The organism is Glutamicibacter sp. GQ173, assembly GCF_059759215.1.
Genome location: NZ_JCAXDT010000004.1, coordinates 316,370 through 342,823, shown reverse-complemented (window position 1 = coordinate 342,823; position 26,454 = coordinate 316,370). Strand labels below are relative to the sequence as shown.

The window sequence follows — 26,454 nt, the reverse complement described above, 5'->3', positions numbered from 1 at the left end:
GCAGACGCAAAATCGGCCTGCGCGCTCATCCTTGGCTTCAAAAACCCCCAATTCACGCGGTTCCTGAGCAGGTGGGGGTGAATCCTGCCCAAAAACAACTGAAATTTGTTGTTATGAAGCGGGTCACTCTACGAAAAAGGGTTGCCACCTGTCTCTCGACAGGTGGCAACCCTTTGAAGAATGCTCAGGACTACTTGGTGCCCTGATTACGCAGACGGGAAACTTCGTACAGCGAAATGCCGACGGCCATCGATGCGTTCAACGATTCCATGGCGGAGTCGATTGGGATCGAGACAATAGCGTCGCAGTTTTCGCGGACCAGGCGGGACAGGCCCTTGCCTTCCGAGCCAACCACGATGCACAGTGGACCGGTCGCCAGTTCAAAGTTTGGCAATTCCATGTCGCCACCGGCGTCAAGGCCAATCACGAAGATACCGGCGGCCTTGATTTCCTTCAGCGCACTGGTCAGGTTGCTGCACTTGGCAACAGGAACGCGCACGGCCGCGCCGGCGCTGGTTTTCCATGCCGAGGCAGTCATGCCAACGCTTCGACGCTCAGGGATGATGACGCCGTCTGCGCCAAATGCGGAGGCCGAGCGAACGATCGCGCCAAGGTTGCGCGGGTCGGTGATGCCGTCCAAGGCAAGGAACAGCGGCTGGGAGTTGGTGTACCCGCGGTCGTAGTCCTTGATCGTCTTGGTCGCCAACTGAACGGCGTCCTTGTATTCGTAGGGCGGAATCTGCAGGGCAAGGCCCTGGTGGATCGCGCCATCGGTCATCCGGTCGAGTTCCTGCTTGGAAGCTTCCATCAACGGAATGCCCTGGGCCGCAGAAAGCTTGAGGGACTCGCGCACGCGGTCGTCAACATCAACGCGGATGGCTACATGCAGCGCCTTGGCAGGGATGCCAGCGCGCAATGCTTCAACCACCGAGTTGCGGCCGGTGACAAATTCCGCGTTGACCTTGATGCGGTCGGTGCGATTGCCGGTGCTGCGCTTGGCTGCCGAGCGCTCGGAAAGCTGCTTGGAACGGTACGCCTTGTGGTACGGGCGGTCTTCTGCCTTCGGGGTCGGGCCCTTGCCCTCGAGGGAACGTCGTCCCTTGCCGCCACTGCCCTTGGTTGGGCCCTTTTTGCTCATGGTATGTGTCCTTAAAGTTGAGTTTGTTGTAGCCGCTAGGTCGGCTAGTTGTTCAGTGTCCAGCGGGCGCCGTCGGCCGAGTCGAGCACCGTGATTCCAGCGGCGGCCAGGGCATCGCGGATCGCATCCGAGCGGGCCCAGTCCTTGGCGGCTCGCGCCTGGGCGCGTTCAGCCAGCTGCGCCTGGATCAGCTGATCCAGGACATCGTGCTCGGCAGTTGCCTTGGAATTCTGCTGGTTGCCGGCATCGTCCAATCCGAGGACCCGGGTCATCGCCAAAACCTGGCCCAGTGCGGTGGCCGTGGCTGCGTCGTCGTGCTTGTCCAATGAAGCATTGCCGTGGCGCACGGTTTCGTGCAACGCCGCCAGGGCCATCGGGACGTTCAGGTCATCATCCATCGCGCTGGCGAATGCCTCGGGCACTTGCGTGGCAACGATCGAATCTGCTACAGCACCCAAGCGGTAGCGGGCGTTCGAGATGAAGGTGTCGATGCGTTCCACCGCGGCACCGGCTTCGGTCAGCGAGTCCGGACGGTAGTCCAGCATGGAGCGGTACTGGGCCTGGCCCAGGAAGTAGCGCACCACTCGGGCGTCGGCCAGGGCGAGCATTTCCTCGGGGGAAATGGTGTTGCCAATGGACTTGGACATCTTCTCGCCCTCGTAGGTGACCATGCCATTGTGCATCCAGAAGTTGGCGAACCCGTGGCCGGCCGCATTGGACTGCGCCATCTCGTTTTCGTGATGCGGGAAACGCAGGTCCAGTCCGCCGCCGTGGATGTCGAACTCGCTGCCCAGGTACTTGCCAGCCATCGCCGAGCACTCAAGGTGCCAGCCTGGGCGGCCACGGCCCCATGGGCTCGGCCAGGAAGCGGTGCCCGGATCGGAGTCCTTGTGCCCCTTCCACAGGGCGAAGTCGCGGGCGTCCTTTTTGCCTCGCGGATCAGAGTCCGCGGCGTCCTGCATGTCCTCGATCTTCTGACGGGTCAAGGCACCGTACTGCTCGTACGAGCGCACGTCGAAGTACACATCGCCGGAGCCATCGGCGGCCGGGTAAGCGTGGCCGCGCTCGATCAGCTCCGCGATCAGCTCATGCATTTCGGTGATGTGCCCGGTAGCGCGTGGCTCATAGGTCGGCCGGCGTACACCCAGCGCTTCATAGGCGCGGGCGAATTCCTGCTCGAAGCGGTAGGCCAGGGCAAACCATTCTTCGCGCGGCTTGTAGTGCTGGTCGGCCTCGAAATCTGCGGCAAAGGAGTTGGCAGACTTCTCCAGGATCTTGTCATCGATATCGGTCACGTTGCGTACCGTGGTGACCGCAAACCCGCGGTATTCCAGCCAGCGAACCAGGACATCGAAAACGATGGCGCTGCGCACATGGCCTACATGCGGCATGCCCTGTACGGTGGCGCCACAGTAGTACAGCTTGACTTCGCCTTCGGCTAGCGGCTGGAAGTCGCGTACAGATGCTGTTTTGGTGTCATAGAATCGCAGGCTCACGCCTTTAAGGTTATCCGATGGACACGGCCTTTGTACTTCACTTGTGATGCGCTCGCTGATATGGGCTTTTCACCGGGCCTGCGAGCTCACCGCTGCCGGGGGAAGACCAGGGCGGTGGCGTAGGCGGTAATTCCGGTGCCTTCGCCCTCGTACCCCAGGCCATCGCTGGTGGTTGCGATGACGCTGACTGGGGCGCCTATCGCATCGCTGAGCACCTGGCTGGCCTCTTCGCGGCGGGCCGAGAAGCGCGGGCGCCGTCCCACAAACTGCACGGCGACATTCCCGATTTCGAACCCTGCCTCGCGAACCAGGCGCGCGGCTTCTGCAAGCAGGCTCACACCGCTGGCCCCGGAGAATTCCGGCCGGTCCACCCCGAAGTGGGTTCCCAGATCGCCGATCCCGGCAGCGCTAAAGAGCGCATCGCAGGCAGCATGGGCCACCGCGTCGCCGTCCGAATGCCCCGAAAGGCCAATATCGTCCGGGAAGTGCAGGCCAGCCAGCCACATTGGCCGGGCGGGGTCCTGGCTGACGGCGTGGACGTCGATGCCGTTGCCGATGCGTGGCAGAATCATTGTTTCCCTGGCTGTGTTGTCGGAGCTGTTCTGGTCGGTGGCCAGCTGGTTGGCGGTTTCCAGGTCCTCGGGGTGCGTGACCTTCAGAGCCTGCTGCGCTCCGGCGACAACCTGCACCTTTTCTCCCTGCGCGCTCACGATCGAAGCGTCATCGGTAACTTTTTCCAGTTCAGCTTCGGTGCAGTGGTCGAGCTGGGCATGGGCCTGGCGCAGCACCGCTGCGTTGAATCCCTGCGGAGTTTGCACCGCGCGCAGGGTGGATCGCGGCGGTGTGTGATCGATGAATTCAGCACCCGCCGCGCCTCCCGGCTCCACGACTGAGATCGTGTCGGTTACCGACAGCGCGGGGATGACCGCATTGGCTTGTCCCTGTTCCAGGGCGTCGAGGACCCGATCGTAAAGCTCTGCAGGGGCAAAGGCGCGGGCGGCGTCATGAACCAAGATGGCCGAGGCCCCGGGATTGACCGCTTCGAGCCCGCGGCGTACCGAATCGGCGCGGCTGCTTCCGCCGGGCACGGTGCGCAGCATGGAACCAAAGGCGGCTAGCGTCTCGGCCATGCGGTGGTCGCCAGCGGGTGTGACCACGATGATTTCGGTGATCCGCTTGACCTGGAGGATTCGGTCGATGGCGTGCTCCACCAAAGTTTTGCCGGCCACCTGGACCAGCGCTTTGGGGATTCCGGCACCGAGCCGCGTGCCCATTCCGGCAGCAACCAGGATCAGGCTCGAAGAATGCGATGGGGTTTGCTTCACAGCGCCCAGCTTATCGTGTTCATCGGCAAGTGATTGGGCTTTTAACGGCAACAGCCGTGAAACGCTTTACAGCGCTCCACGGCAAGATGCAATCGGGAGTTTTGCCTAGGCCGAAGCCAAGACCTCATCCAACAGGCCCTCGGCCTTGGTCTCATCCAGGTCCTTGGCCAAAGCCAATTCGCTAATCAAAACCTGACGGGCCTTGGCCAGCATGCGCTTTTCGCCAGCCGACAGACCACGATCATTTTCACGGCGCCAAAGGTCACGCACGACCTCGGCAACTTTGATGACATCGCCGGAAGCCAGCTTCTCGACGTTTGCCTTGTAGCGGCGCGACCAGTTGGTCGGCTCTTCAGTAAATTCAGCACGAAGGACATCGAACACATGGTCCAAGCCTTCCTGACCTACCACGTCACGCACGCCAACCAGATCAACGTTCTCTGCAGGAACTTCGATGGTCAAATCGCCCTGAGCCACCTTGAGCTTGAGATACATTTTCTCTTCGCCCTTGATCTTGCGCATCTTGATCTCTTCGATCATTGCGGCGCCGTGGTGCGGGTAGACAACAGTCTCGCCAACCTCAAAAACCATGTGGATAAACCCCTTTCCCACAAACTAGTCTAACATGTTTACCATCAACGATCCCTCGTTTGTGCCCCATATAACCGCGAATTCACGCGGAATCGCCTCTTCCATTCGCAAGAGAAACATGGTAAGAAGAAAGTACGCTGAACAGGATTTTATACCTCTTCATCCCTTTCCCGGTTCTCTACCACTTGTCGAAAAGCGTGTGTTGCACGTCGCTAAATCGCGTCTTTGCGTTAAAAACAGCTAGGCTTAGAGGTAATCGTGGTCTAAATCTTGGGCTGCCCCTGCTCTGGGCGCAGCCAGGCCGATAGCCTCGAACCGAAGCAACTCATTATTCTCACCGAGGAGTTAGTGTCGTGATCACCGCACGCATGACCGCTGGACGCCGCATTGCCGCGTCCCTCGCTGTGGCTGCCCTGGCATTCGGTGTCACCAGCTGTGGCGCCATCAACGAGCAGTCCACCAACACCGACTACGCTGCCAGCGATGGCGTGCATGTCGACGTTGCCGACGCACAGGTCCGCAACCTGATGTTCGTTACCAACAGCGACGGCTCCAAGGCGCGCCTGATCGGCACCGTTGTCAATGACAGCGATTCCTCGCTGACCCTGACCGTTAAGGCAGCCAGCACCCAGCCGGTAACCATCTCGGTTCCAGCCGACGAAAGCGTCAAGCTGGAAGACGATGCAAACCAGAAGGTCATCTCCGGCCTGAACATTGCAGCTGGCGAGCACGCAAAGACCGCTTTCACCGCAGCTGGTGAGACCGTGGACTTCAGCGTTCCAGTTGTAGACGGCACCTTGGCTGAATACCGCGATTTCGTACCAGGCGGATCCGATGACTCGGTCACCGACCACCTGAAGAAGACCGAGAGCCACTCGACTTCGGGCCACTAGGGCTCAACAGAACTGGGAGCCTGGGAACGAATCCTTTGATTCGTTCCCAGGCTCCCTGTCGTTTAAGCGTTGTTGCCGGCTAGACCACGAACTTGTAGCCCAAGCCGCGTACCGTCACCAAGTGCTCTGGCGTGGCCGGGTCAGGTTCAATCTTCGAGCGCAGGCGCTTGACGTGAACATCGAGGGTCTTCGTATCCCCCACATAGTCGCTGCCCCAGACGCGGTCAATCAATTGGCCGCGAGTGAGCACACGGCCGGCATTGCGCAAAAGCATCTCAAGCAGTTCGAACTCCTTGAGCGGCATGGACACCTCGGTATTGTCCACCGAGACCATGTGGCGTTCAACGTCCATTCGCACCGGGCCGGCGGTGACCACATTGCTGATGAGCTCCTCGCCCTCGCCCTGGCGGCGCAATACGGCACGGATGCGGGCCAGCAACTCGCGCGATGAGTAGGGCTTGGTGACGTAGTCGTCGGCGCCCAGCTCGAGGCCAACCACCTTGTCGATTTCCGAATCCTTGGCGGTGAGCATGATGACCGGGACCTGGCTATTGAGTCGGATCTGGCGAATCACCTCGGTGCCCGGCTGGCCCGGCAGCATCAGGTCCAAGAGCACCAGATCGGCGCCGTGGCGTTCGAACTCGGTGACGGCAACCAGCCCGTCCTCGGCGATCCGTACTTCAAAACCTTCGCGCTCCAGCAGGAAAGACAGCGGGTCAGAGAGCGATTCCTCATCCTCTACGATCAATATGCGGGTCATCGTCGTCCTCCTTCGCGATCGGAGGTTCTAGCCTCGACCGCTCGTTCCTTCATCATCTCGTCGGCGGCACCATCGGCGCCCGTCCGTTCTTCATCCGCTAGGGGAAGTCTTAGGGTAAAAGTGGAGCCCTGGCCGGGCTGCGACCACAGGGATACTTCGCCACCGTGGTTGGCCAGCACGTGCTTGACAATGCTCAGTCCCAGTCCGGTGCCACCTGTTTGCCGCGAGCGTGCCGAGTCCACCCGGTAGAAGCGCTCGAAGACGCGTTCTTGCTCTTCGGGTGAAATGCCCGGCCCCTGGTCGGTGACCGAAATCTGTGCGTAGCCATCACGCTGGCGGATCCCCACGCCCACCTTCGTGTTCGCCGGCGAGTAGCGGATCGCGTTATCGATGAGGTTGCGCACCGCGGTCATCAGCAGGTCGGGATCACCCAGGATCGGTTCCTGAAGATGTCCGCCCACAGTGATGCTGATGCCCTTTTCCTCGGCAAGCAAGTGGCTGCGGTCCACCGCTTCGGCCACCACGTTGTGGATGTTCACTTCCTTGCCCTGCACAATGGCATCGCTGGCTTGCAGCCGGGAGAGCTCGATAATGTCCTGGACCAGCGCGGCAAGCCGCCGCGATTCCTTGTCCATCCGGGTGGAGAAGCGGCGCACAGCTGTCGGATCGTCGGCGGCTTCGGTAATGGCCTCGGCCAGCAAGGAAATCGCGCCGACCGGTGTTTTCAATTCGTGGGACACGTTGGCCACGAAGTCATTGCGCATGGCTTCGGTGCGCGTGATCTCGGTGCGGTCATCGGCCAGCAGCAGAATGTATTCATCACCCAGAGGCGCAACGCGCACGTGCACAATCAGCTGGCCGGCCCCGAGCGTTGAGCGTTGCAATTCGTACTGGCTTTCAGCGATCACGCCGTCCGCCCGGACCTGGCGCACCAGGGCCAGCAGTTCGTTGTGCACGAGCGTATGTCCACGCACCAGCCCGTAGGCATAGGATGCCGGATTGGCCCGCACCACGCCGTCGACATCATCGAGGATCACGAAGGCGCGTCCGATAACGGACAGGACAGCGGCTGCACCTTCAGGGAGCAGGGGCTCGTCAACCTGCGGCAGTCGGGCGGTCCTGCGCTGCGACATCCTGAAAGCGATCACGCCAACGATGCCCAAGGCCAGACCGAGGACACCGGCTATCAGAGTCGAGATCACATCGTTCACCCTTTTAGCCTAGCTTCTTCACTGGGTTCCTTCGTTCCTAAATGACGCGAAAACGGCCAAATCGGCGCGCTGTTCACCAAACGTTCACGTTTCGTGGCATATTCGTTAATCACCCGCTGACAGGCTGGAGTAAGACCCTCCACCATGCCATAAATCTGTTTGGGGTGGTTCGCTGCGAAGACAGGGAACCCGCTGGCATGGGAACCGACACTCGAAAGGAACTGCTGTGCGTAAGGTTTTTCAGGCAGATCTACAACAAATTGGCGAAGAACTTATTGAGATGGCCAACCAGGTCGCGACCGCAATGGATCGCGCGTGGGATTCATTGGCGAATGCCGATGTGGAGCTAGCCCAGGAAGTTATCGCGGCGGACGCGAAAATTGATTTCCTGCAGAACCAGCTGGATGAACGAGCTATCGACACCCTGGCACTCCAGGGCCCCGTGGCCAGCGACCTGCGCATGATCGTCGGTTCGCTACGCATGAGCGCTTCCCTGGAACGCATGGGCGACCTAGCACGCCACCTGGCGCAGCTAGCCCGCCTGCGTTTCCCGCAGCCGGCAATTCCAGAAAGGATCTCGGCAACCTTTTCTGAAATGGCCAGGATCGATATCCAGATTGCCCAGGCGGTAGCCCGCCTGCTCGATACCCGTGATCTGAAGATCGCCGCGGAAATTATTGAATTGAACCACGAAGTCGACCGCCTGCACTCCAGCGTGTTTGCGCGAATTGCGGAAGCGCATTGGGACGCTTCGGCGCCAACTACCGTTGATGTTTCATTGACCAGCCGCTACCTGGAGCGCTTCGGCGATCATGGCGTTTCGGTAGCACGCAAGGTGACCTACCTGGTCACCGGCGAGTGGGACCCATCCGACGCCTGAGCCAGTGAGCGCGTGCTGAATTCTTGACGTAGTGTCTGTTGCCGGAGAACTCCGGCAGCAGGCACTACTTTTTTGGCCATGTGCTCCATGAGCCGTTAAGGCGAAGGGCAACCCGCCATTCGGCGGGTTGCCCTAGAAATTTTCGACGCACTAATAGCGCCAGCGTAAAGCGGGTTTTAGCCTTCGCACTCTACGCAGAAACCTACATTGCCTTCTTCGCGAACCAGCTGTGAGCGGTGGCGAATCAAGAAGCACGAGCCACAGATGAACTCGTCGTCTTTCTGTGGAATGACGGTAACCGTCAGTTCCTCGTTGGACAGATCTGCACCTGGCAGATCCATTCCATCAGTGTGATCGGCTTCGTCGAGCTCGCGCACGACGGACTTGGCGTCCGGTGCGTTTGCGGACTTAACCGCATCCAGAGAAGCCTTACGTGCCTCAGCAACGTCTGGGCGGACTTCATCGTAATCAGTTGCCACGAATTGCATTCCTAACGTGAGCCATTGAGCCTATTCGAAATAGGAGATTACAGCATACTAATGCCAAAAATACAATCGTGCGCAGTAGTTTCGCTCACAGCCATATAGCCAGCCAATATTCCAGCTTAAAGCCGAAACGGCGGCACCAGAATTTCCAAGCTCAGGGCCTGGGGTTCTGGTGCCGCCGAATAGTGGGTCTTACTTGCGTCCCTGGTTTGCGACAGCCTTGATGGCATCGGCCGCAGCTGCAGGATCCAAGTAGGTTCCTCCGGCGGTGATCGGCTGGAAATTGTCGTCCAACTCATAGACCAGCGGGATGCCGGTTGGGATGTTCAGGTTGGCGATGTCTTCATCGCTGATGCCGTCAAGGTGCTTGACCAATGCACGCAGCGAATTGCCGTGGGCGGTGACCATAACGGTCTTGCCTGCGGACAAATCTGCCTTGATGTTGTTTTCCCAGTAGGGAAGCATGCGGTCGAGCACGTCCTTGAGGCACTCGGTGCGTGGTGCAGAATCGCCCAGGGCGGCGTAACGCTCGTCGTTGATCTGGCTGAATTCCGAAGCGTCGTCCAGAGCTGGCGGCGGGGTGTCGTAGCTGCGGCGCCATTCCATGAACTGCTCTTCGCCGAACTCGGCCAAGGTCTGGGCCTTGTCCTTGCCCTGCAGCGCGCCGTAGTGGCGTTCGTTCAGGCGCCAGTCGCGGTTCACTGGGATCCACGAGCGGCCCGAGGCCTCCAATGCCAGGTTGGCGGTGACAATCGCACGGGTCAACAGCGAAGTATGCAGCACCTCTGGCTTGTATCCGGCTTCCGCCAGCAACTGGCCACCGCGTGATGCTTCAGCACGGCCCTGTTCGGTCAGCGATACGTCGTACCAGCCGGTGAACAGATTCTTTTCATTCCATTCGCTCTGCCCGTGGCGAAGCAAGATCAATGTGTGACTCATGTAATCCATCCTATCCAATGCTCCAGCGCAGACGCGCCAAAGTTAAGGAGTGTTCATTAATTGAGAAGACCCGCCCCTCCATCTGCGGGAGAGTGCGGGTCATCAAATGATTCATGATTCTTTGCCGGGGCCTAGTAGTTGTACCAGCCGCCGCCTTGGCCGCTGACTGCTGGTTTCACATCGGCCAGGTAGACGCAGGCAATGCAGGCACCAATCAGCTGCAAGAAGCCGATTCCGCCCCCGCTGAGGATGCCCAGCAACGAGACAACGGCACTGGCGGCCGTCAGGCCGGTCCAGAAGCCTTTGGTGCGCTTGCCTTCCTGCGCAAAGCGCTGTGCACCATGGCGCAAGCAGTCAATTACCGCCCAGACCGCGAGCACCAGAATGATCACGCTCAGAGCCAGCATCAAGTAGTACTCGATCAGGTGGGCAACATACATCATGGACATATCTTCACTCTACCTATGGGCGTTGGAATTTTTTGGTACTGCCACGCGCTAGAGCTGTTCCAGCGCCTGCTTCAGATCCGACCACAAGTCCTCGACATCTTCGATCCCGACCGAGAGGCGGATCAGGTTCTCGGGAACGGTTTGCGGTTCCGACGCGTGGCGTGCCCGGCGCTCGGCCAGGGTTTCCACCCCGCCCAGGGACGTCGCTCCGGTAATGAGGCTGAAGGCTGCAACAACCTGGTCGGCATGCTCGGCGCTCTGCCCCGCCTGGAAGGCGATCACCGAACCGAAGCCATCCATCAGCTGCGCAGCCCGCTCATGTCCTGGATCCTGTGCCAGGCCGGGGTAGCGCACCGCCTGCACCTTGGGGTGTTCGGCCAGGCGCTGTGCCAGCACCTGGCTGTTGCTCTGCGAACGATCGATGCGCACCGCCATGGTGCGTACACCGCGCAAGGCCAGGAATGTATCCATCGGGGAGGCGATGGCGCCATGCAATGTCCGGTAGCCGTGCAGCTTCTGGCGCAGCGACTCATCGCTGGTCACCAGCGCGCCCATGATGACATCGGAGTGCCCTGAGAGGTACTTAGTGACAGAGTGCACCACTACGTCGGCTCCCGAAGTCAATGGACGCTGCAGCAAGGGGGTGGCGAAGGTGTTGTCCACGATGCTCAGCACGTCGCGGGCCTGGGCTTCTGCCAGCAGCACTGGCAGGTCTGCGACCTCCAGCATCGGGTTGGTCGGCGATTCCACCCACAGCACGTCAGCACCCTGCAAGGCGGCGACCACTTCATCGGTGTCGGCAATATCCACCGGGCGGATGTTCAACCGGCCGGCAGCTTGCAATTCCGAGCTCAGGGCCAGCGAACCGTTATAGGAATGCCTTGGCATTACCAGCACGCCCCCGGCGGGAACCAAGCTCAACGCCGCAGCAATGGCAGCCATGCCCGAGGAGAACACCAGCGCCGGCAACGCGGCAACTTCCAGCTGGCCCAGGACCTCTTCAAATGGGTCCCAGGTCGGATTGGAGAAGCGCGCATAAACGCGTTCATCGGCAGCTGCTTGCCCGTGGGAGTGATAGGTCGAGGTGAAGGTCACCGGATGGTTCACCGGTGCATCGATGGCGTGGGCCGGACGGCCACCTGCAACGACAAGGGTCTTCGGATCCCACTCGGGGTGTGGAGCTGATGGCATGCTGCTGGAGTTCATGGAAAAAACTTTACGCGCAGCCGCCGCACAGCGTTGGATGGATTTCATTACATTTCATCTGACGAATCCACCACACTGGGCGATTAGTTGCGTACGGCCGAGGGGTTGCGCAGATGTTTTGCCGGCTCCTTGGATAGGCTAGAGGGGTGAATAACGAATCGAGCGCGCCGGCCCCAGGCTTGTTCATAGTCTTTGAAGGCGGCGACGGCGCAGGCAAGTCCACGCAGGTCGCCCTCGCCCAGCAATGGCTGGAAACACGTGGGTCCAAGGTCATTACCACCCGCGAGCCAGGCGGAACCCAAATCAGCGAGGCACTGCGTTCGCTGGTACTTGAACACGGCCATGGCGATATCGATTCACGCACCGAAGCCCTGATCTACTCGGCGGCCCGGGCCGCCCACGTCCAGCAGGTCATCACCCCGGCTTTGGCCGCTGGCACCCATGTCATTTGTGACCGCTTTGTTGATTCCTCACTGGCTTATCAGGGAATTGGACGCGCCCTGGGAATTGATGCGGTCGCAGGGATCAACCATTTCGCCACGAACGGGTTGAAGCCAGATGCCACCATCGTTTTGGACATCTCGGCAGCCGATGGCCGTGCCCGGCGAATCGCTGCTGGTGGCGGTGTGGAAGCGGCCGACCGGCTGGAGGCAGAGCCCGACGATTTCCACGAACGCATCCGCCAGGCCTTCCTGCAACTGGCCTCCCTGGAGCCGGACCGCTATCTCGTCCTGGATGCCAACAGCAGCGTCGAAGACCTGCACCACTCTGTCACCACACACCTGGCTGGACTGCTGTGAGCCGCCCGGTCTTTGGCGATCTGGCTGGCCAGCAGCGCGTCATCGATACGCTGTGCGCCGAAGTTGACCGCGGCAATCCAACCCATGCGTGGCTGGTCACCGGCCCTCCTGGCTCGGGACGAACTACGGCGGCCCGCGCCTTTGCGGCAGCCCTGCAGTGCACCAACAGCCCAGCCGGCTGTGGCGAGTGCGAAAACTGCAAGCTGGTGCTCGCTTCCTCGCACCCGGACGTATCCTTTGTCTCCACCGACAAATTCGAATACCAGATTGCCGATGTCCGCCACCTGATCACCCGCGCGCAGGAAAGCGCCAGCACCGGGCGTTGGCGGATCATCATCATTGAAGACGCGGACCGCATGTCTGAACGCAGCACCAATGTGCTGCTCAAGGCCATCGAGGAACCGCCAGCGCGGATGATCTGGATCCTCTGCGCTCCCTCCCCGGCCGACGTCTTGGTCACCATCCGCTCTCGTTGCCGTGCGGTGAATCTTTCGGTGCCTTCCACCGCAGACGTGGCGGACCTCTTGGTGCGCCGCGACGGCCTTGATCCGCAGCAGGCCCTCTTCGCTGCCCGGGTTTCGCAGTCGCATATTGGCGTGGCCCGGCTGCTGGCCCGCGATGAGCAGGCTCGAATCCAGCGTGAAAAGGTTGTTACCCTGCCACTGCGCACCACCACTTTGCCCCAGGCCATGGCGGCCGCCGCGGAAATCTCCAAGCTGGCCACGGAACGCGCGGAAAACATCACCGGCACCGATCTGCAGAAGAAGACCGAACAACTGCGCCATGCCAACGGCCTAGGCCCTGAAGAAACCATTCCTCCTGGGTTGCGCGGACAGTTCAAGGCCTTGGAAGAGGATGCGAAGCGATTCGCGCGACGCGCCAGCTTTGATGCCTTGGACCGGACTTTAACCGACTTGACCACGTTTTTCCGTGACGTCCTGAGCCTTCAGCTGGGAACCGGGATCGAGCTGATCAACGAGCATTTGCGCGAGAAGCTCGAAGCTTATTCACAAGGCCAGAGCAAAGAAAAGTCGTTGGCCCAGTTGGACGCCATCAACCAGACGAGAAGTCGCTTGGCCGCCAACGTCAATCAGCTCATGGCTTTGGAAGCATTGATGACTCGCCTCCTTCCGAACCCGGGTCGCCGCTAACCAACGCAAGGAGACACTCAACGTGCCTGTACGCTCATCCAAACTTCGTTTAATTGCGGTGGCGACCCTGCTGGCCTTTGCCGGGCTGACCAGTTGCTCCGCTGGATCGACGCTCCCTGACTCCGAAGGGACCGACGCCGCCCCGAGCGCCAGCAGCGTCGAAGCTCCGCAAGGACTGGAGAGCTACTACTCCCAGCAGGTCGATTGGGAGAAATGCGGCGATGTTATTGAATGCGCCACGATCAAGGTGCCGCTGGACTATGCAGACCCAACCGGTGAAAGCATCGACCTTGCACTGAACCGACGCGTTTCGGAGGGAGCCAGCCGAAACCTGCTCGTGAATCCTGGCGGTCCCGGTGGTTCTGGGCTGGATATGGTCGAATCTTCGGTGCAAGCCATGTTCAGTGCCGACCTGCAAAAGGCCTACAACGTGATCGGCTTTGACCCGCGTGGCGTGGGCGAAAGCACCCCGGTCACTTGCCAGAGCGATGCCGAGACCGACGAAGGAAGACAGGAGAACCTGCGCGCCTGGTTGCCTGAAGATCAAGAACAGATCGTCGAGGAAACCGAGCACTACGCGGCCGATTGCGCGGCCAACACCGGGGAGCTCCTTGGCCACGTTGATACGGTCTCGGCTGCCAAGGACATGGATGTCATCCGCGCGGTGCTCGGGGACAAGCAGTTGGACTATCTCGGGTTCTCCTACGGAACCTTCCTGGGGGCAACCTATGCGGACCTGTTCCCGCACAAGGTGGGTCGCTTTGTCCTCGACGGAGCCATGGATCCAAAAAGCCAGGCCGCTGACCTGACCAAGGCGCAGGCTGTTGGTTTTGAGCATGAGATTGAAGCTTGGCTAGCCCAGTGCGTTGAATCCGAAGGCTGCCCTTTCAGCGGAACGGAGGAATCCGCCAAGGTGCAGTTGCAGCAGTTCTTCGCCCAGGTCGAAAACGAGCCCATGACCTCCAGCGATGGCCGCGCCGTGCCAATCATCGATTTTGTCAACGGCTTCATCTTGCCGCTGTACGACAATTCAAATTGGCCGTACCTGACCCAGGCCATGGCATCAGCGGTGAATGACGGGAATGTCGATGCCATTCTCGGATTTGCCGACCTCGCCGCCGATCGGCAGGGCGATGGAACTTATGGCTCGAATTCCAGCGATGCGTTTACTGCCATCAATTGCTTGGATCGTCCGATGAATGCCGATGCTGAGGCAATGGGGAAGGAAGCCACCGAGCTGATGCGCGTAGCTCCGACGCTGGGCAAGTATCTGTCCTACGGCGAGATCGCCTGTGATGCATGGGATCACAAGCCCACCGGCAAGGCCGGAGCGCTGGACGCCAAGGGTTCCAGCGAGATCCTCGTCGTTGGTACAACCTCGGATCCTGCGACCCCGTACCAGTGGTCGCAGTCGCTGGCCAAGCAGTTGGATAACGCCACGCTATTGACCTACCAAGGACATGGGCACACGGCCTATGGCCGTTCCAATGACTGCATCACCGAAGCGGTCGATGGCTACCTGATTGACGGGAAGGCCCCGGCACCGGATACACAGTGCTGAGCGGGGGCTTTCATGTCTTCCTCGTTTTGACGATCAGACAATTCCTCGGATAAAGTGACGTGGTGCCTGTTTGCAGGTACAGGCCTCCTTAGCTCAGGGGTAGAGCAGCTCCCTCGTAAAGAGCAGGTCGCCGGTTCAAATCCGGCAGGGGGCTCGGTTGTGAAGAAAAACCCCGGAATCATGTTTTGCATGATTCCGGGGTTTTTCGCGTTCCTGGCCCTTAGCTTCCACCGGTGATTTCATAGTCGAGCGTTATTGCTCCCCCGGTAGCGTAGTTGGGCACATCAGCGGCGACAGCTTGCCCTTCGGGTGAGCCCATCGCGGTGCGGAAGGCTTCAACATCGCTGAATTCGGCCTCGAAAATGACGAAGTACCCAGCTGCCTGGCCTTGCGCGTCCGGGGAAATATCGGTCGAATAGCGCCACGCACGAAGCCCTGGAAGCTTTGCCGCGAGCGGCAAGTGGGTCTCTTCGTAGTATTTGATGAAGGCGTCGCGATCAACTGGTTCTGGATATAGGACGATGAGCTTGTGCATGGCGAAGTCTCCTCATGGATTGCCGGTTATCGGGAGCGCAACGGCCCCTCGAATTCTTGGCAATCCGAGGGGCCGCGCAGGTTTAATGACTTATTCGAAGTCGGCAGTGGCGGGGTCAGCCGCGATGCGTCCTTCGGGTCCACGATCCAGGGTAGCGATCGCTTCGATATCTTCAGCGTCAAGGGCTACCTTCAAGGACTCGAAGTTCTCGACGATGCGCGCATCGGTCACGGACTTCGGGATCACGACGTTGCCCAGGGCCAGATGCCAGGCGATGACAACCTGTGCCACCGAGGCGCCATGCTTCTTGGCGATGCCTTCGAGCACTGGGTCCTTGAGCAGGTCCCCGCCCTGGCCCAGTGGCGACCACGACTCATGCAGGATGCCGTGTTCCGCTTCGTAGGCGCGCAGTTCGGCCTGCGGGAAGTACGGATGGGTTTCCACCTGGTTGATCACCGGGCGCACACCGGTTTCGGTGTAGAGCTCTTCAAGGGCTTCTACGGTGAAGTTGCAGACGCCGATGGACTTGGCTTTGCCGTCCTTCTGAAGCTGGATCAGCGCCTTCCAGGTGTCCACGTAGGTGCCGCGCTTTGGCTGCAGCCAGTGGATCAGGTACAGGTCGACATAGTCCAAGCCAAGGCGTTCCAGCGATGCCTGGGCAGCTGCGATGGTCTTCTCATAGCCCTGGTCCGCATTCCAGACCTTGGTGGTGATGAAGAGGTCTTCACGGGCGATGCCGCTTGCGGCAACTGCGCGGCCGACGCCTGCCTCATTGCCGTAGATCTTTGCGGTGTCGATGTGGCGGTAGCCAGCCTTCAGCGCCTTGCCAACAGCTACTTCCGCTTCGTCGTCCTTGACCTGCCAGACGCCGTAACCCAGCTGGTCAATGGTGTTTCCGTCGAGGAACTTACTTGTGGGTATTGTTTGGGTCATGCAACCAATTTAGTGCACGGCTTGCTCCGATTTCTAGGACCACCACGCAACTGATCGGGAAAAGTCAATTATTCGCTGTCAGCGAGCAGCTGCATGGCCCGGCCAACGTCTTCCTTGACCAGCTGTGCGCGATGGCGGACCGATTCAATATCGATCGACTCCCCCGCTTCAGCCTGCATCCGCATCATCGCAATGACCTGTGCGGTGGTCGCAAGGTCGTTGGCCGACTTGGTGAGGCTGCGGTGCACTCCTGCGGTGGATTGCGGAATATGCTCGTCGTTGCTCGGCGTGATCCGGTGGGCCATGCAGCAAAGCTGACGCACCGCGGGCAACAGATCCGCCATCTCGTTGGCTTCCTTCACCAGCAGGTTGTACACCTGGTCATCGGCAATGCCTTCGACCACCTGGAAGACGCGATCCAAGGACCGCTGGAAGCGGTCGTGGGCGCGGCGCCAGACGCCCTCGCCAAGTTCGCGAGTGGCTGCGCGCTCAGCGCGAAGTCGTGAAAAGAACGCCATGACACTTCTTTGCCGGTGATGTACAAGGATCGATAGCTCTAGCCTACCGGTGACCAGGCACCGCTTAGACCTCAAGCACGACACAAAACGAAACCGGTCCCGGAGCCTGCCGCAGGTTCGGCGGGTCCAGGACCGGTTATTGATGCTTCTAGCAACAACGTCCTTCAGGATTCTTCTCTTGCCAGTCGGTGTAGTCCTTCCAGAATTCCCGTTCACTCATCGGTTTCTGGTCCGGATGGGTGCGGGCCTGGTGTTCCAGATAGTGCTGGTATTTATCCGCACCCAGCACGCCGTCCACAAACTTCTTGGCCTGCGAGAGGCGTTCCATCAGCGAAGCCATGGCTAGTGGCCGCCACGCTGAATTTGTGATGCCGCCGGAACCTGCTTCCATTCCTTCTCCAGCTGCTTTTCGGCAGGAGTGGAAATCAGCCCCGAGGGTGCGTACATCTTGGAAGGAACAGCGGGATCCTCTGTGTCGTTTCCGCCACCGTTCTTCTTGGCCTTGATGGTCGCCATGACAGCGGTGACAATCACCACCGCGGTCAGCAGCAAGAAGAGCACCGACAGCCAACCCTGGACTCCGGTATTGCGGACCACTGCTTCCATCGCTTCAACTGTCTTGGCCGAACCGAGGGAAGTTTCGCCGTTGGCCAGCGCCTCCTTGTAAGCATTATGGTTGGCGAAATAGCCGACCTTGGCATTGGTTGAGAAGATCTTCTGCCAGCTGGCGACGAAGGTGACCACCACCGTGAAGGCCAGCGGCAGCGCGACAACCCACAGGTATTTGAAGTTGTTCCGCTTGGCGATGATCGTCATCACCACGGCCAAGGCGATTGCCGCCAACAGCTGGTTGGCAATGCCGAAGAGCGGGAAGAAGGTGTTGATGCCGCCGAGCGGGTCGGTCACGCCCAGGATGAGGATGTATCCCCATCCAGCCACCATGACCAGGGTGCAGATCCACACCCCGGGACGCCATGAGGTGTCCTTGAACTTCGGGAAGAAGTTGCCGATGGTGTCCTGAAGCATGAAGCGGGCCACGCGGGTGCCAGCATCAACTGCGGTGAGGATGAACAGTGCCTCGAACATGATGGCGAAGTGGTACCAGAAGCCCATCATCGCGGTGCCGCCGAACCATTGGTGCATGATGTGGGCGATGCCCACAGCCAGGGTCGGCGCGCCACCGGTACGCGAAACCACACTGGTCTCGCCCACATTGGCCGCCAGCTCGGTGAGGGTATTCGGTTCCAGATTCACGCCGGCAAGGCCCAGCGAGTTCACAAACGCTACCGCGGTTTCCACGGTGCCGCCGGTAGCTGCCGCCGACGAGTTCATGGCAAAGTACACGCCACGGTCAATCGAGATCGCTGCAACCAGCGCCATGATGGCCACCATGGATTCCATCAGCATGCCGCCGTACCCCAGGAAGCGGGTCTGCTTTTCCTTTTCAACCAGCTTCGGGGTGGTACCCGAGGAGATCAAGGCGTGGAAGCCCGAGAGCGCACCACAGGCAATGGTCACGAAGAGGAACGGGAAAATATGCCCGGAAACCACCGGGCCATCAGCGCGTCCGGCGAACTCGGAGAACGCCGGAACCGTGATTTCCGGGCGCACAATAATGATGGCTACGGCCAGCAAGCCGATGACGCCGATCTTCATGAACGTGGACAGGTAATCACGCGGAGCCAGCAACAGCCAGACCGGAAGTACGGCGGCGATGATGCCGTAGATGATGATGGCCCAGGCGATGGTGGTGCGATCCAGATGGAAGAATTCAGCACCCCACGGCGATTCGGCGATCCAGCGCCCTGAGATGATCGCGAACATCAACAGGACAAAGCCGATGATGGAAATTTCCAGAACCTTGCCCGGGCGGATGAAGCGCAGATAAATGCCCATGAACAAGGCGATCGGAATGGTCAGGCCCACCGAGTACACGCCCCATGCGGATTCGCCCAAGGCGTTGACCACAACCAGCGCCAGGATGGCGGTAATGATGATCATGATGGTCAGCGTGGCGATCAAGGCGGCGGTGCCGCCGATCAAGCCGAGTTCCTCGCGGGCCATCTGGCCCAGCGAACGCCCGCCACGGCGCATCGAGAAGAACATCACCAAGTAGTCCTGGACTGCGCCGGCCAAAACTACACCGACAATAATCCAGATCGTTCCCGGAAGGTAGCCCATCTGGGCTGCCAGAATCGGGCCAACCAGCGGGCCGGCACCGGCGATAGCCGCGAAGTGGTGTCCGAAGAGCACACGGCGGTCGGTGGGCACGAAGTCGCGCCCGTTGTTCACCGACTCAGCCGGGGTTGCGCGGAAATCATCGGGCTTGACGATCTTGCGTTCGATGAACTTCGAGTAGAACCGGTAGGCGATCAAGTAGGTGGCAACGGCCGCGAAGACAAACCAAATCGCATTGATGGTTTCTCCTCGCGAAAAGGCAAGGAAAGACCAGGCAATGCCACCAATCAGGGCGATGGCGATCCAGACGGCGATCCGCAAAGGTGTCCAACGCTTTTCTTCGCGTTGGGCGACTTCAGGATCAACGCCGGCCGGGGGCAGCGTATTTTGGGCACTCAAGGTGAGCATCCTCCTCAGGGCGTGACAAGTGATGTGCGCGACCAGCCCCAATAAGGTCGGTCACGTGATTAAGGCTACTGTGTCACTTTACGCGCCTGAAACATTTCCGGCTAAACCCTCACGACGATCTTTCCCGTGTGCTCACCTGAATCAAAATAATCATGAGCACTAGTCAGATCAGAAAATTCGAAGACTTTGGAGACGTTGATGGACAGTTTGCCCTCATCGACCAACGGCATCACTCGTGCGACGGCCTGCTTGATGATCTCGCTCTTCTGCTCCAGCGGCCTGGACCGGAGAGTCGTGGCGATCACCCGCGCCCGCTTTCCGAGCATCACGCCCAGATTCAGTTCAGCTTTCGTTCCTCCCTGCAGACCAATAACTACCAAACGCCCATCCACGGCGAGCGCATTGATGTTGCTCTGCAGGTACTTGGCTCCGATAACGTCAAGGATCAGGTTCACCCCCTGTCCATCGGTCAGTTCCTTGACGCGCTGCTCAAAATCCTCTTCGCGGTAGTTGATGCCCTCATCAGCTCCCAGCTGCTGGCAGTACGCAAGCTTCTGGGCCGATGACGCTGTGACAAGCACCCGTGCACCGGCCGCCTTGGCCAGTTGAATCGCCATGGAACCGATGCCGCCAGCGCCACCGTGAATCAAGATTGCCTGGCCTTCTTGCAGCCCGCCCTCGATGAACAGGTTGGAGACTACCGTTGCGGAAACTTCTGGCAGCGCGGCGGCTTCCACGCTGGAGAGTTCATCGGGGATTCGGATGAGCAGTTCGGCCGGCACGTTGACGTATTGCGCATAGCCCCCTCCGGCCAGCAGGGCTGCTACGCGAGTTCCAATGCTCCATTTGGTCACCCCGGCACCAATCGCGGCAATGCTTCCGGATACTTCCAGCCCTGGAATGTCGCTGGCGCCTGGAGGAGGTGGATACACGCCCTTTCGCTGTTGGACATCTGCCCGGTTCATTCCAAAAGCTTCGACCTTGACTAGTACTTCTCCGGGTCCGGCAGTAGGGATTGGCCGTTCGGTAAGTTCAATAACTTCTGGCCCGCCACCAGCGTTGTAGATGTAGGCATTCATTGTTTGGCTCATGGGGCCCAATTCCTTTCATTCAGGGTTCATGCCGTATACTTTTTCGGGTTGGATGGTTGTCCGAGCGGCCGAAGGAGCTGGTCTTGAAAACCAGTAGGCGGCAACCCCGTCTCATGGGTTCAAATCCCATACCATCCGCGTTATGAGTTTGGCGGGCTGATCTTCTGATCGGCCCGCCAAGCTGTTTAATGCCGTTCGGCCGGCAGCCCTTCGCCCACCAGTAAACCGGCAAGGCGCGCCACTTCGTTGGCCACGTGGGTAGCGTCCTTGAGTGTTCGTGCTGCGGGATTGTTCAGGTCACCGGCTTGCGCAGCAATGGCAGTCCCCCATTGGGCTGAGGATAGCTGCAGTCCCATCACAAAAATGCCGCGGTGGGCCAGACCCTCGCTGTTGACCAATCGGTAGGGTTCGCCAACAACATCAAATCCCGAGCCCGGGAGACTTTCACCTTCAGAATTGCGCCACGTGTGCGCCCGGCCAACGTGGTCCTTGAGCAATTGTTTGATCAGCGTTGTGTCATTTTGCAGTACGCGGTTGCTGGGCATCATTGCTTCGCACATGGTCTTGGCTGTGTGCACTTCTGCGTCCACCCATGGCGATGAAGCCGTGAACTGGCCAGAAACTTCATCAAAGGCGAACTCGGGCTCCGGGCCGATGAAAGTCACGATGCCAGCGCTGGACAGCGCCAGCAGCTGTTCAATGCGTTCCAAGGGCGGCCCGGAGGCCAGCCCCTCGACCAGCGGCTCGAAGTGTGCCTGGATCTCTTCTATTCGAGATTGCTCGTCGATAGCGCCTGAGACTATCAGTTCCTTGACCAGCATGCGACCGGCGTTCATAGTCATGATTGCGCAGGACAGCGGGTCGTCGAGTCCCGCTGAGCTGTGCCTGGCATTGCTGACCAGATAATCCTGCACTGCCTGCTGGTAGTCCTCGTTGGAGGCAAAACCGAGCTCTTCGAAGGGGCGTGCGAGCTTGGGAACATCCAGCCATTGAATCTCCGGGAATTGCAAGATGAATTTGCGCAGCTCTCCCAACCATACCTGGCTGCCTTCACGGTGTTCGGCTACGAGGATTGCCTCCAGCTGATCAATGAATTCTTCTGTTGCGAACCCTGCAGGCGCACCGCTGATCTGGACGCATTGCCGATAATAGGCAAAAAGCACATCACGATGCAGCTTGGGCCAAATATGCCGTGAGAATTCTAGAGTGGCGTTTGAATTTGTCGCCCGGATCTCGGCCAAGTGGCCGATCAGATCCTGGACATCAAGAAAGCGCAGTTGAATCTCATCGGGAATGAACTGGTCAACCACCGGCTTGCCCCAGTACGGAGTTCCGCGGCGCGAGGCGACAATGAGTTCCGGCTCCCTCCCTGAACCAACGTACTCATAGCGCTGCCCTGGCTCGGTACCGACTTCCCGGAATATGCCGCCTCGGCCCAAGGTCAGTTCTGCCATGCAGTCAAAGAAGTTCAATCCCAGTCCGCGAATCAGCGCTGGCTGGCCCCCTGCGAATTTATTGAAATCCAGGTCCGCCGGGATATTCGGGGGCAGATAGGTAGCGCCGGAATTAGTCGCGGCTTCCTGAAGCTGCTTTTGCCACGGATTCAGCTCTGCACTTTGATGCCCCAGAGCCAGCACCACGGCGTCCACTGGCAAGTGTTGCACCTCGGAACCGTGAACCGCCGCTTGGTATTCCAATTGGTACCCGTTGCCCTGCGTCCGCAGCGCCAGAACCTCGGCGGCAACATGCTGGATGCTGAAGGAATCATGCTCACGCAACACCTCGCAGCTTCGGTCAAAAACATGCTCCAGATATTCGCCGTAGATGGCCCGTGAGGGATAGGTCCCCGCGTCAATGCGCTCAATGGTTCTCGCATGGTCTTCGCTGAGCTGCCGCCCATCGCCCTTCAGCTGCACAAACTGCCTGAAACTCAGGCCAGGCTCATCGGTGGCCCGTTCCGGCGCGACCGTAGGAAATGAAGCGGGGGTGTTCATCCAGAAGTTCTCCGACTGGCGTGGATTCCAGACATGCCCCGATCCGGGACGGTACGGGTCAAAAACCACAATATTCAGCCGGCTGCCTTTGGGCGTCAGCTTTAGTGCCAAGTCAGCAAATCTTTCGACCACACTGGTGCCGCGCGGGCCCGCCCCGACAATGGCCAGGCTGTACTCATTCTTGGGATTCTCCATCACGGTGCTCACTCCTATAGGTTATTACCTTCAACGCAGGCCACGAGCCCCAACGCATAGACTATGCCCATGACTGAGCAAGTTTCTAAGGCGACGAGCACCGATCCATATTCATGGCTGGAAGGGACCCGCGACGAAGCTGCCCTGAATTGGGTACGCCAGCAGACGCAGCGGACTGAAGACGAGCTCTACGATGACTCGTTCCGCGGACAGGTCCAGCACATCAAGTCTGTTCTCGATGCCCAGGACCGCATCCCGATGGTCACAAAACGCGGCGAGCACTACTACAACTTCTGGCGCGACTCGGAACACCGTCTGGGACTTTGGCGGCGCACAACCTGGCAGTCCTACCTCACCGATGCTCCTGAGTGGGAGGTCCTGCTCGATCTGGATGCTTTAGCGATCGCCGAAGGACAAGAATGGCATTTTGCTGGATCCTCGCTGCTTCGTCCACAGAAGTCAGAACCCTACGAACGGGCGCTGATTCGCCTGAGCCCCGACGGTGGCGATCAGGTGCGCGTCCGCGAGTTTGACTTGACCAGCAAGGGTTTTGTCGAAGACGGCTTCGACTTGCCGTTGGCCAAGACCCAGGCCTCCTGGATTGACCGGGACACCTTGCTGGTCGGCTCAGCCAGTAGCGGGCAATTCACCACGCGATCCACCTACTCGAGCACGCTGCGCCGCGTCGGTCGGGGCATTGGAATTGAAGAGGCGCCGATACTGTTCGAGGTCGACAAGGAGCATGTGGCTGCCTTCGGCTACTACGATTCCACCCCGGGCTTTGAGCGCGTGGTGACCACTGACGCCCTTGATTTCTATCATTCGATCACCGGGGTCTTCCTCGATGGAGAGCATCATGTAATTGATGTGCCCACCGATGTTCAGGTCAGCCTTCACCGGCAATGGGTGCTGTTCGCCCCGCAAACTGATTGGGAGCATCAAGGCCAGGTCGTCGCAGCCGGCTCATTGGCGATCGCCCAGCTCGATGTGTTCCTAGCCCATGGAACTATCGAAAGAGTGCTCTTTGCCCCCGATGAAAGCACTGCCTTGGAGTCTTTGAGCTTCACCGCAAACTATCTGCTTCTCACTGTTTTGCATCACGTCGCCGCTCAGGTGCGCGTCATTAGCCTGCGCGATAATTTCAGCGAATCGCAAATGCCGCTGGAAGATCCGATGCTGAGCATTTCGGTGGGTGCCGTCGACGATGAAGACGACCTCGCTGGCGATGACTATTGGATGACGGTCACCGGTTTCACCACTCCGACGACGTTGTTGAGAGGTGCCGTCGGTTCCAAAGCCGCCACGGTGAAGAAATCACCAGAACGCTTCCCCGCCGACGGACTTGCTGTCACCCAGCATTTCGCAACCTCAGCTGATGGCACTCGGGTTCCCTACTTCCAGGTGGCGCCCGAAGACGTGGTTCTTGATGGGCAGAACCCGGTACTGATGGATGGCTATGGCGGATTCCAGCACAGCATGACCCCTGGCTATGCCGCCGCGATGGGCGTGGGATGGCTGTCTCGCCACAACGATAGCGGCCGACGAGCAATTTACGTGATGGCCAACATTCGAGGTGGCGGCGAATATGGTCCGGCTTGGCACCGTGCGGCCCTGCGCGAAAAACGCCACCGGGCCTACGAGGATTTTGCGGCGATCGCCGAAGACCTGGTGCAACGTGATGTGACCTCACGCGAGCATTTGGCCGCTACCGGCCGATCCAATGGCGGTCTGCTCATGGGCAACATGATTGCCGGGTACCCCCAGCTGTTCGGCGCCATCTCCTGCGGAGTCCCGCTGCTTGACATGCAGCGCTACACCCAGCTCGCCGCGGGGCATTCATGGATCGCCGAATACGGGGATCCTGAAATCCCCGAGGATTGGAAGTTCCTTCGGACGTTTTCTCCCGTGCATCGCCTCAGTGACCAGCCTCATCCAGTGGATGACTATCCTGCGTCGTTGATTTGGACCACAACCTCCGATGACCGGGTCGGTCCCTCGCAAGCACGCATCATGGCGGCCAAAATGATGGATCTGGGTATTGATAATGTGCGGTATCACGAGCCAGATGGTGGCGGCCATGCGGGTTCCACCGACAACGAGTCAACCGCGAAAATGCTGGCTACAAGTTACGAATTCCTCTGGCGACATGTGCAGTAGCCGACTCGTTTTGGAACACGCGCCTATCTTCAGGTAGGCTAGATTCTGCTGGAAACAGCGGATGGACACGTGCCAGAGCGGCCGAATGGACTTCACTGCTAATGAAGGGTCGGGCTAAAACTCGACCGGGGGTTCAAATCCCCCCGTGTCCGCCATAAAACCCCTACTCAGGTAGGGGTTTTTTTCTTCCAACGTCATGGAACCGGGCAAAAGCGTCATAGCCTTGCCGCATACTTACTTCATGGCAACCTTCGACACCTACACCAGCCGAAAAACATCACGAATTACGTGTCCGCTGGTACTCAGATCACGATCTCCTATCGCAGATATTCGACACCGAAAAAGACGCGCTCCGATGGTTCAGATGCCCTAGCAGGTGCGCGTGCCACAGATGGTGGCGTCCAGGAAATCCTCACTGCTGATCCCCTCCCCTCCTTGTCCATATCGATGACTCGCACGATGCCGCCGACCGCATAGCCCGCGGGTTATGGCCAGCCACGCGAGCCGAATGTGGCAGATCCCCCGTTCCAACCATCGGAGGCTTTGTCGTGGTTGGGCCAGCGGGTGTTGGCATCGATGTGAAGATCCACAAGGGCAGGAGCAAGAAAGTAGTTCATAGCCGAATTCTTTCGGGCCGAGGAAAACCCAGAGACCTCTCGTGCCCGGGCATTAGAAAAGCCACCGCGCAGGGTGGCTTAGGTTTCTGGTGTGTAGTTCCGCTTCAGCTTGCCGACATCCCTGGCAAGTTTGTTTAGGGCTTGTCAGATTCCTCTGCGATCCCTTTATGCTGGTCGAGCGTTGCGATATTCTCAGCGAGTTTCTCCGCATTCTCCGCCAGCATATAGGCTATTTTGTTTCGCGAACTTCAATGCGCTCCGTCTGGTCTTTGACTGATCCACCCTGAGTCGACGTGACCTCATGTTGGATCCGCCCAGTCCTTTTCTCCAAAGCGAGGGTCTTAGCGGAGACACCAAGCGCTGCGGGCTGGATGGTTTTTCCGGCGCGGCCCATCTTCTCTGGTTTCCCGTTCCACTCGTCGAGTAAGTCCGCGAATTCTCGTAGCCGGCACCCGCTGACCCGCAGCGGCTTCAAGTAGAACGCCGCAAGAGTATGAGGGTGGATATTATCCCCATCGCTTGAGACCAGCTCTTAGGAATTCAGGGATTGGGGGCATCAGTCCTCCATATGCCTGACAGTGTGGTTGGCATAATTACTTTGTTTTATAACTTTTGTGCAACGTTGGACTATTGGTGCACAAATAGCCCAAACCTTGTGATTAGCTGGGAATCCACGAAATGCTCATTGGGGGAAAATTGGGTTCAAGCAAAAGGTCATCTTCGGAATTCAGACCATTCAACGCGCCGTTGATTGTAAGAGCCGCCGATGCAATCCATGATGATCATGAAGTCTACGAGGTAGCATGGCAATGCCCCGAATGTTCGCACAATTCGCTGGTGTCCGCTGCCTGCAGAGCGTCCGGATTTGATCCTGAAGTCTTCGCCGGAAAGAACGAGTTTTGCCCGAATTGCGCTCAGTCGTTTGAAGGAAAAGCCGAAGAGT

General features: G+C 59.3%; 25 protein-coding genes and 3 tRNA genes. 10 read left to right on the top strand and 18 right to left on the bottom strand.

Translation table 11 applies throughout. From position 1 onward, the window contains the following. Positions 1 to 206 (top strand): hypothetical protein (locus AC6CHO_RS09315; RefSeq protein ID WP_498214743.1); only part of this gene is annotated, 206 nt, incomplete at its 5' end. Here AC6CHO_RS09315 and rlmB read toward each other — a convergent pair. From rlmB to AC6CHO_RS09295, 4 genes are all read right to left on the bottom strand, one after another. Then, the gene (gene rlmB, locus AC6CHO_RS09310; RefSeq protein WP_498214742.1) at positions 191 to 1,138 is read right to left on the bottom strand and encodes a 23S rRNA (guanosine(2251)-2'-O)-methyltransferase RlmB; all 948 of its coding nucleotides are present in this window, start codon (positions 1,136 to 1,138) and stop codon (positions 191 to 193) included. The two genes, AC6CHO_RS09315 and rlmB, sit on opposite strands and share 16 nt — an antisense overlap. 44 nt (positions 1,139 to 1,182) lie before the next feature. Further along, positions 1,183 to 2,634: a cysteine--tRNA ligase gene (cysS, locus tag AC6CHO_RS09305; protein ID WP_498214741.1), complete on the bottom strand. Its 1,452-nt coding sequence runs from the start codon at positions 2,632 to 2,634 to the stop codon at positions 1,183 to 1,185. Positions 2,635 to 2,720: 86 nt separating this feature from the next. Beyond that, positions 2,721 to 3,959, bottom strand: coding sequence for a 2-C-methyl-D-erythritol 4-phosphate cytidylyltransferase (gene ispD, locus AC6CHO_RS09300; RefSeq protein WP_498214740.1), 1,239 nt, complete (start codon positions 3,957 to 3,959; stop codon positions 2,721 to 2,723). 105 nt (positions 3,960 to 4,064) lie between these two features. After that, on the bottom strand, positions 4,065 to 4,550 hold the full coding sequence (locus AC6CHO_RS09295; RefSeq protein WP_022877089.1) for a CarD family transcriptional regulator: 486 nt from the start codon (positions 4,548 to 4,550) through the stop codon (positions 4,065 to 4,067). A gap of 353 nt (positions 4,551 to 4,903) precedes the next feature. Here AC6CHO_RS09295 and AC6CHO_RS09290 point away from each other — a divergent pair, with 353 nt between their 5' ends. Next, entirely contained in the window at positions 4,904 to 5,443 is a 540-nt protein-coding gene (locus AC6CHO_RS09290; protein WP_444660828.1) for a DNA modification methylase, read from the top strand. Between the two features lie 79 nt (positions 5,444 to 5,522). On the opposite strand, the gene AC6CHO_RS09285 is transcribed toward AC6CHO_RS09290, so the two are convergent. Next, positions 5,523 to 6,203 carry a winged helix-turn-helix domain-containing protein gene (locus tag AC6CHO_RS09285; RefSeq protein ID WP_060700604.1) on the bottom strand — a complete coding sequence of 227 codons (681 nt, stop codon included), beginning with the start codon at positions 6,201 to 6,203 and terminating at the stop codon, positions 5,523 to 5,525. Next, positions 6,200 to 7,405 (bottom strand): sensor histidine kinase, encoded by a 1,206-nt coding sequence (locus tag AC6CHO_RS09280; RefSeq protein WP_444664766.1) that lies wholly within the window; start codon positions 7,403 to 7,405, stop codon positions 6,200 to 6,202. The genes AC6CHO_RS09285 and AC6CHO_RS09280 overlap by 4 nt, the downstream gene beginning before the upstream one ends. 235 nt (positions 7,406 to 7,640) lie before the next feature. On the opposite strand from AC6CHO_RS09280, the gene phoU reads away from it, so the two are divergent. Beyond that, positions 7,641 to 8,294 (top strand): phosphate signaling complex protein PhoU, encoded by a 654-nt coding sequence (gene phoU / locus AC6CHO_RS09275; protein ID WP_498214739.1) that lies wholly within the window; start codon positions 7,641 to 7,643, stop codon positions 8,292 to 8,294. A gap of 176 nt (positions 8,295 to 8,470) precedes the next feature. On the opposite strand, the gene AC6CHO_RS09270 is transcribed toward phoU, so the two are convergent. The 4 genes from AC6CHO_RS09270 to AC6CHO_RS09255 form a co-directional block, all read right to left on the bottom strand. Further along, positions 8,471 to 8,773 (bottom strand): DUF4193 domain-containing protein, encoded by a 303-nt coding sequence (locus tag AC6CHO_RS09270; RefSeq protein WP_022877094.1) that lies wholly within the window; start codon positions 8,771 to 8,773, stop codon positions 8,471 to 8,473. Between the two features lie 198 nt (positions 8,774 to 8,971). Continuing rightward, the gene (locus AC6CHO_RS09265; RefSeq protein WP_444660829.1) at positions 8,972 to 9,718 is read right to left on the bottom strand and encodes a phosphoglyceromutase; all 747 of its coding nucleotides are present in this window, start codon (positions 9,716 to 9,718) and stop codon (positions 8,972 to 8,974) included. A gap of 131 nt (positions 9,719 to 9,849) precedes the next feature. After that, positions 9,850 to 10,167 carry a DUF2516 family protein gene (locus AC6CHO_RS09260; protein WP_146277670.1) on the bottom strand — a complete coding sequence of 106 codons (318 nt, stop codon included), beginning with the start codon at positions 10,165 to 10,167 and terminating at the stop codon, positions 9,850 to 9,852. A 48-nt stretch (positions 10,168 to 10,215) separates the two neighbouring features. Next, a complete protein-coding gene (locus AC6CHO_RS09255) occupies positions 10,216 to 11,373 on the bottom strand; it encodes a trans-sulfuration enzyme family protein (RefSeq protein ID WP_498214738.1) in 1,158 nt (385 codons plus the stop codon). A 146-nt stretch (positions 11,374 to 11,519) separates the two neighbouring features. Between AC6CHO_RS09255 and tmk the strand changes: the two genes are divergently transcribed. The 4 genes from tmk to AC6CHO_RS09235 all read left to right on the top strand — a co-directional run bounded on the left by tmk (position 11,520) and on the right by AC6CHO_RS09235 (position 15,039). Beyond that, positions 11,520 to 12,173, top strand: a complete 654-nt coding sequence (gene tmk / locus AC6CHO_RS09250; RefSeq protein ID WP_498214737.1) for a dTMP kinase — start codon at positions 11,520 to 11,522, stop codon at positions 12,171 to 12,173. Then, on the top strand, positions 12,170 to 13,324 hold the full coding sequence (locus AC6CHO_RS09245; protein ID WP_498214736.1) for a DNA polymerase III subunit delta': 1,155 nt from the start codon (positions 12,170 to 12,172) through the stop codon (positions 13,322 to 13,324). Before tmk ends, AC6CHO_RS09245 begins: the two co-directional genes overlap by 4 nt. Positions 13,325 to 13,346: 22 nt before the next feature. Beyond that, positions 13,347 to 14,885: an alpha/beta hydrolase gene (locus AC6CHO_RS09240; protein ID WP_498214735.1), complete on the top strand. Its 1,539-nt coding sequence runs from the start codon at positions 13,347 to 13,349 to the stop codon at positions 14,883 to 14,885. Between the two features lie 82 nt (positions 14,886 to 14,967). After that, a tRNA-Thr gene (locus AC6CHO_RS09235) sits at positions 14,968 to 15,039 on the top strand. 66 nt (positions 15,040 to 15,105) lie between these two features. Here AC6CHO_RS09235 and AC6CHO_RS09230 read toward each other — a convergent pair. The 6 genes from AC6CHO_RS09230 to AC6CHO_RS09205 all read right to left on the bottom strand — a co-directional run bounded on the left by AC6CHO_RS09230 (position 15,106) and on the right by AC6CHO_RS09205 (position 20,536). Further along, positions 15,106 to 15,420 carry an EthD family reductase gene (locus AC6CHO_RS09230; RefSeq protein WP_498214734.1) on the bottom strand — a complete coding sequence of 105 codons (315 nt, stop codon included), beginning with the start codon at positions 15,418 to 15,420 and terminating at the stop codon, positions 15,106 to 15,108. Between the two features lie 90 nt (positions 15,421 to 15,510). Then, positions 15,511 to 16,353: an aldo/keto reductase gene (locus AC6CHO_RS09225; RefSeq protein WP_060700597.1), complete on the bottom strand. Its 843-nt coding sequence runs from the start codon at positions 16,351 to 16,353 to the stop codon at positions 15,511 to 15,513. Positions 16,354 to 16,421: 68 nt separating this feature from the next. Next, positions 16,422 to 16,871, bottom strand: a complete 450-nt coding sequence (locus AC6CHO_RS09220) for a hypothetical protein (protein ID WP_444660836.1) — start codon at positions 16,869 to 16,871, stop codon at positions 16,422 to 16,424. A 148-nt stretch (positions 16,872 to 17,019) separates the two neighbouring features. Next, entirely contained in the window at positions 17,020 to 17,211 is a 192-nt protein-coding gene (locus AC6CHO_RS09215) for a YbdD/YjiX family protein (protein ID WP_444660837.1), read from the bottom strand. 2 nt (positions 17,212 to 17,213) lie between these two features. After that, positions 17,214 to 19,457 carry a carbon starvation CstA family protein gene (locus AC6CHO_RS09210; RefSeq protein ID WP_060700594.1) on the bottom strand — a complete coding sequence of 748 codons (2,244 nt, stop codon included), beginning with the start codon at positions 19,455 to 19,457 and terminating at the stop codon, positions 17,214 to 17,216. 101 nt (positions 19,458 to 19,558) lie between these two features. Then, the gene (locus tag AC6CHO_RS09205; protein WP_498214752.1) at positions 19,559 to 20,536 is read right to left on the bottom strand and encodes an NAD(P)H-quinone oxidoreductase; all 978 of its coding nucleotides are present in this window, start codon (positions 20,534 to 20,536) and stop codon (positions 19,559 to 19,561) included. A 62-nt stretch (positions 20,537 to 20,598) separates the two neighbouring features. On the opposite strand from AC6CHO_RS09205, the gene AC6CHO_RS09200 reads away from it, so the two are divergent. After that, positions 20,599 to 20,686, top strand: a tRNA-Ser gene (locus AC6CHO_RS09200). 47 nt (positions 20,687 to 20,733) lie between these two features. Here the strand turns inward: AC6CHO_RS09200 and AC6CHO_RS09195 are convergent. After that, on the bottom strand, positions 20,734 to 22,749 hold the full coding sequence (locus AC6CHO_RS09195) for an FAD/NAD(P)-binding protein (protein WP_498214733.1): 2,016 nt from the start codon (positions 22,747 to 22,749) through the stop codon (positions 20,734 to 20,736). Positions 22,750 to 22,806: 57 nt separating this feature from the next. Here AC6CHO_RS09195 and AC6CHO_RS09190 point away from each other — a divergent pair, with 57 nt between their 5' ends. Both AC6CHO_RS09190 and AC6CHO_RS09185 read left to right on the top strand, forming a co-directional pair. Then, positions 22,807 to 24,894, top strand: a complete 2,088-nt coding sequence (locus AC6CHO_RS09190; RefSeq protein WP_498214732.1) for a prolyl oligopeptidase family serine peptidase — start codon at positions 22,807 to 22,809, stop codon at positions 24,892 to 24,894. A 63-nt stretch (positions 24,895 to 24,957) separates the two neighbouring features. Continuing rightward, positions 24,958 to 25,049: transfer RNA gene (locus AC6CHO_RS09185), tRNA-Ser, on the top strand. 330 nt (positions 25,050 to 25,379) lie between these two features. On the opposite strand, the gene AC6CHO_RS09180 is transcribed toward AC6CHO_RS09185, so the two are convergent. Further along, positions 25,380 to 25,511, bottom strand: a complete 132-nt coding sequence (locus tag AC6CHO_RS09180; protein ID WP_498214731.1) for a hypothetical protein — start codon at positions 25,509 to 25,511, stop codon at positions 25,380 to 25,382. Between the last annotated feature and the right edge of the window lie 943 nt (positions 25,512 to 26,454).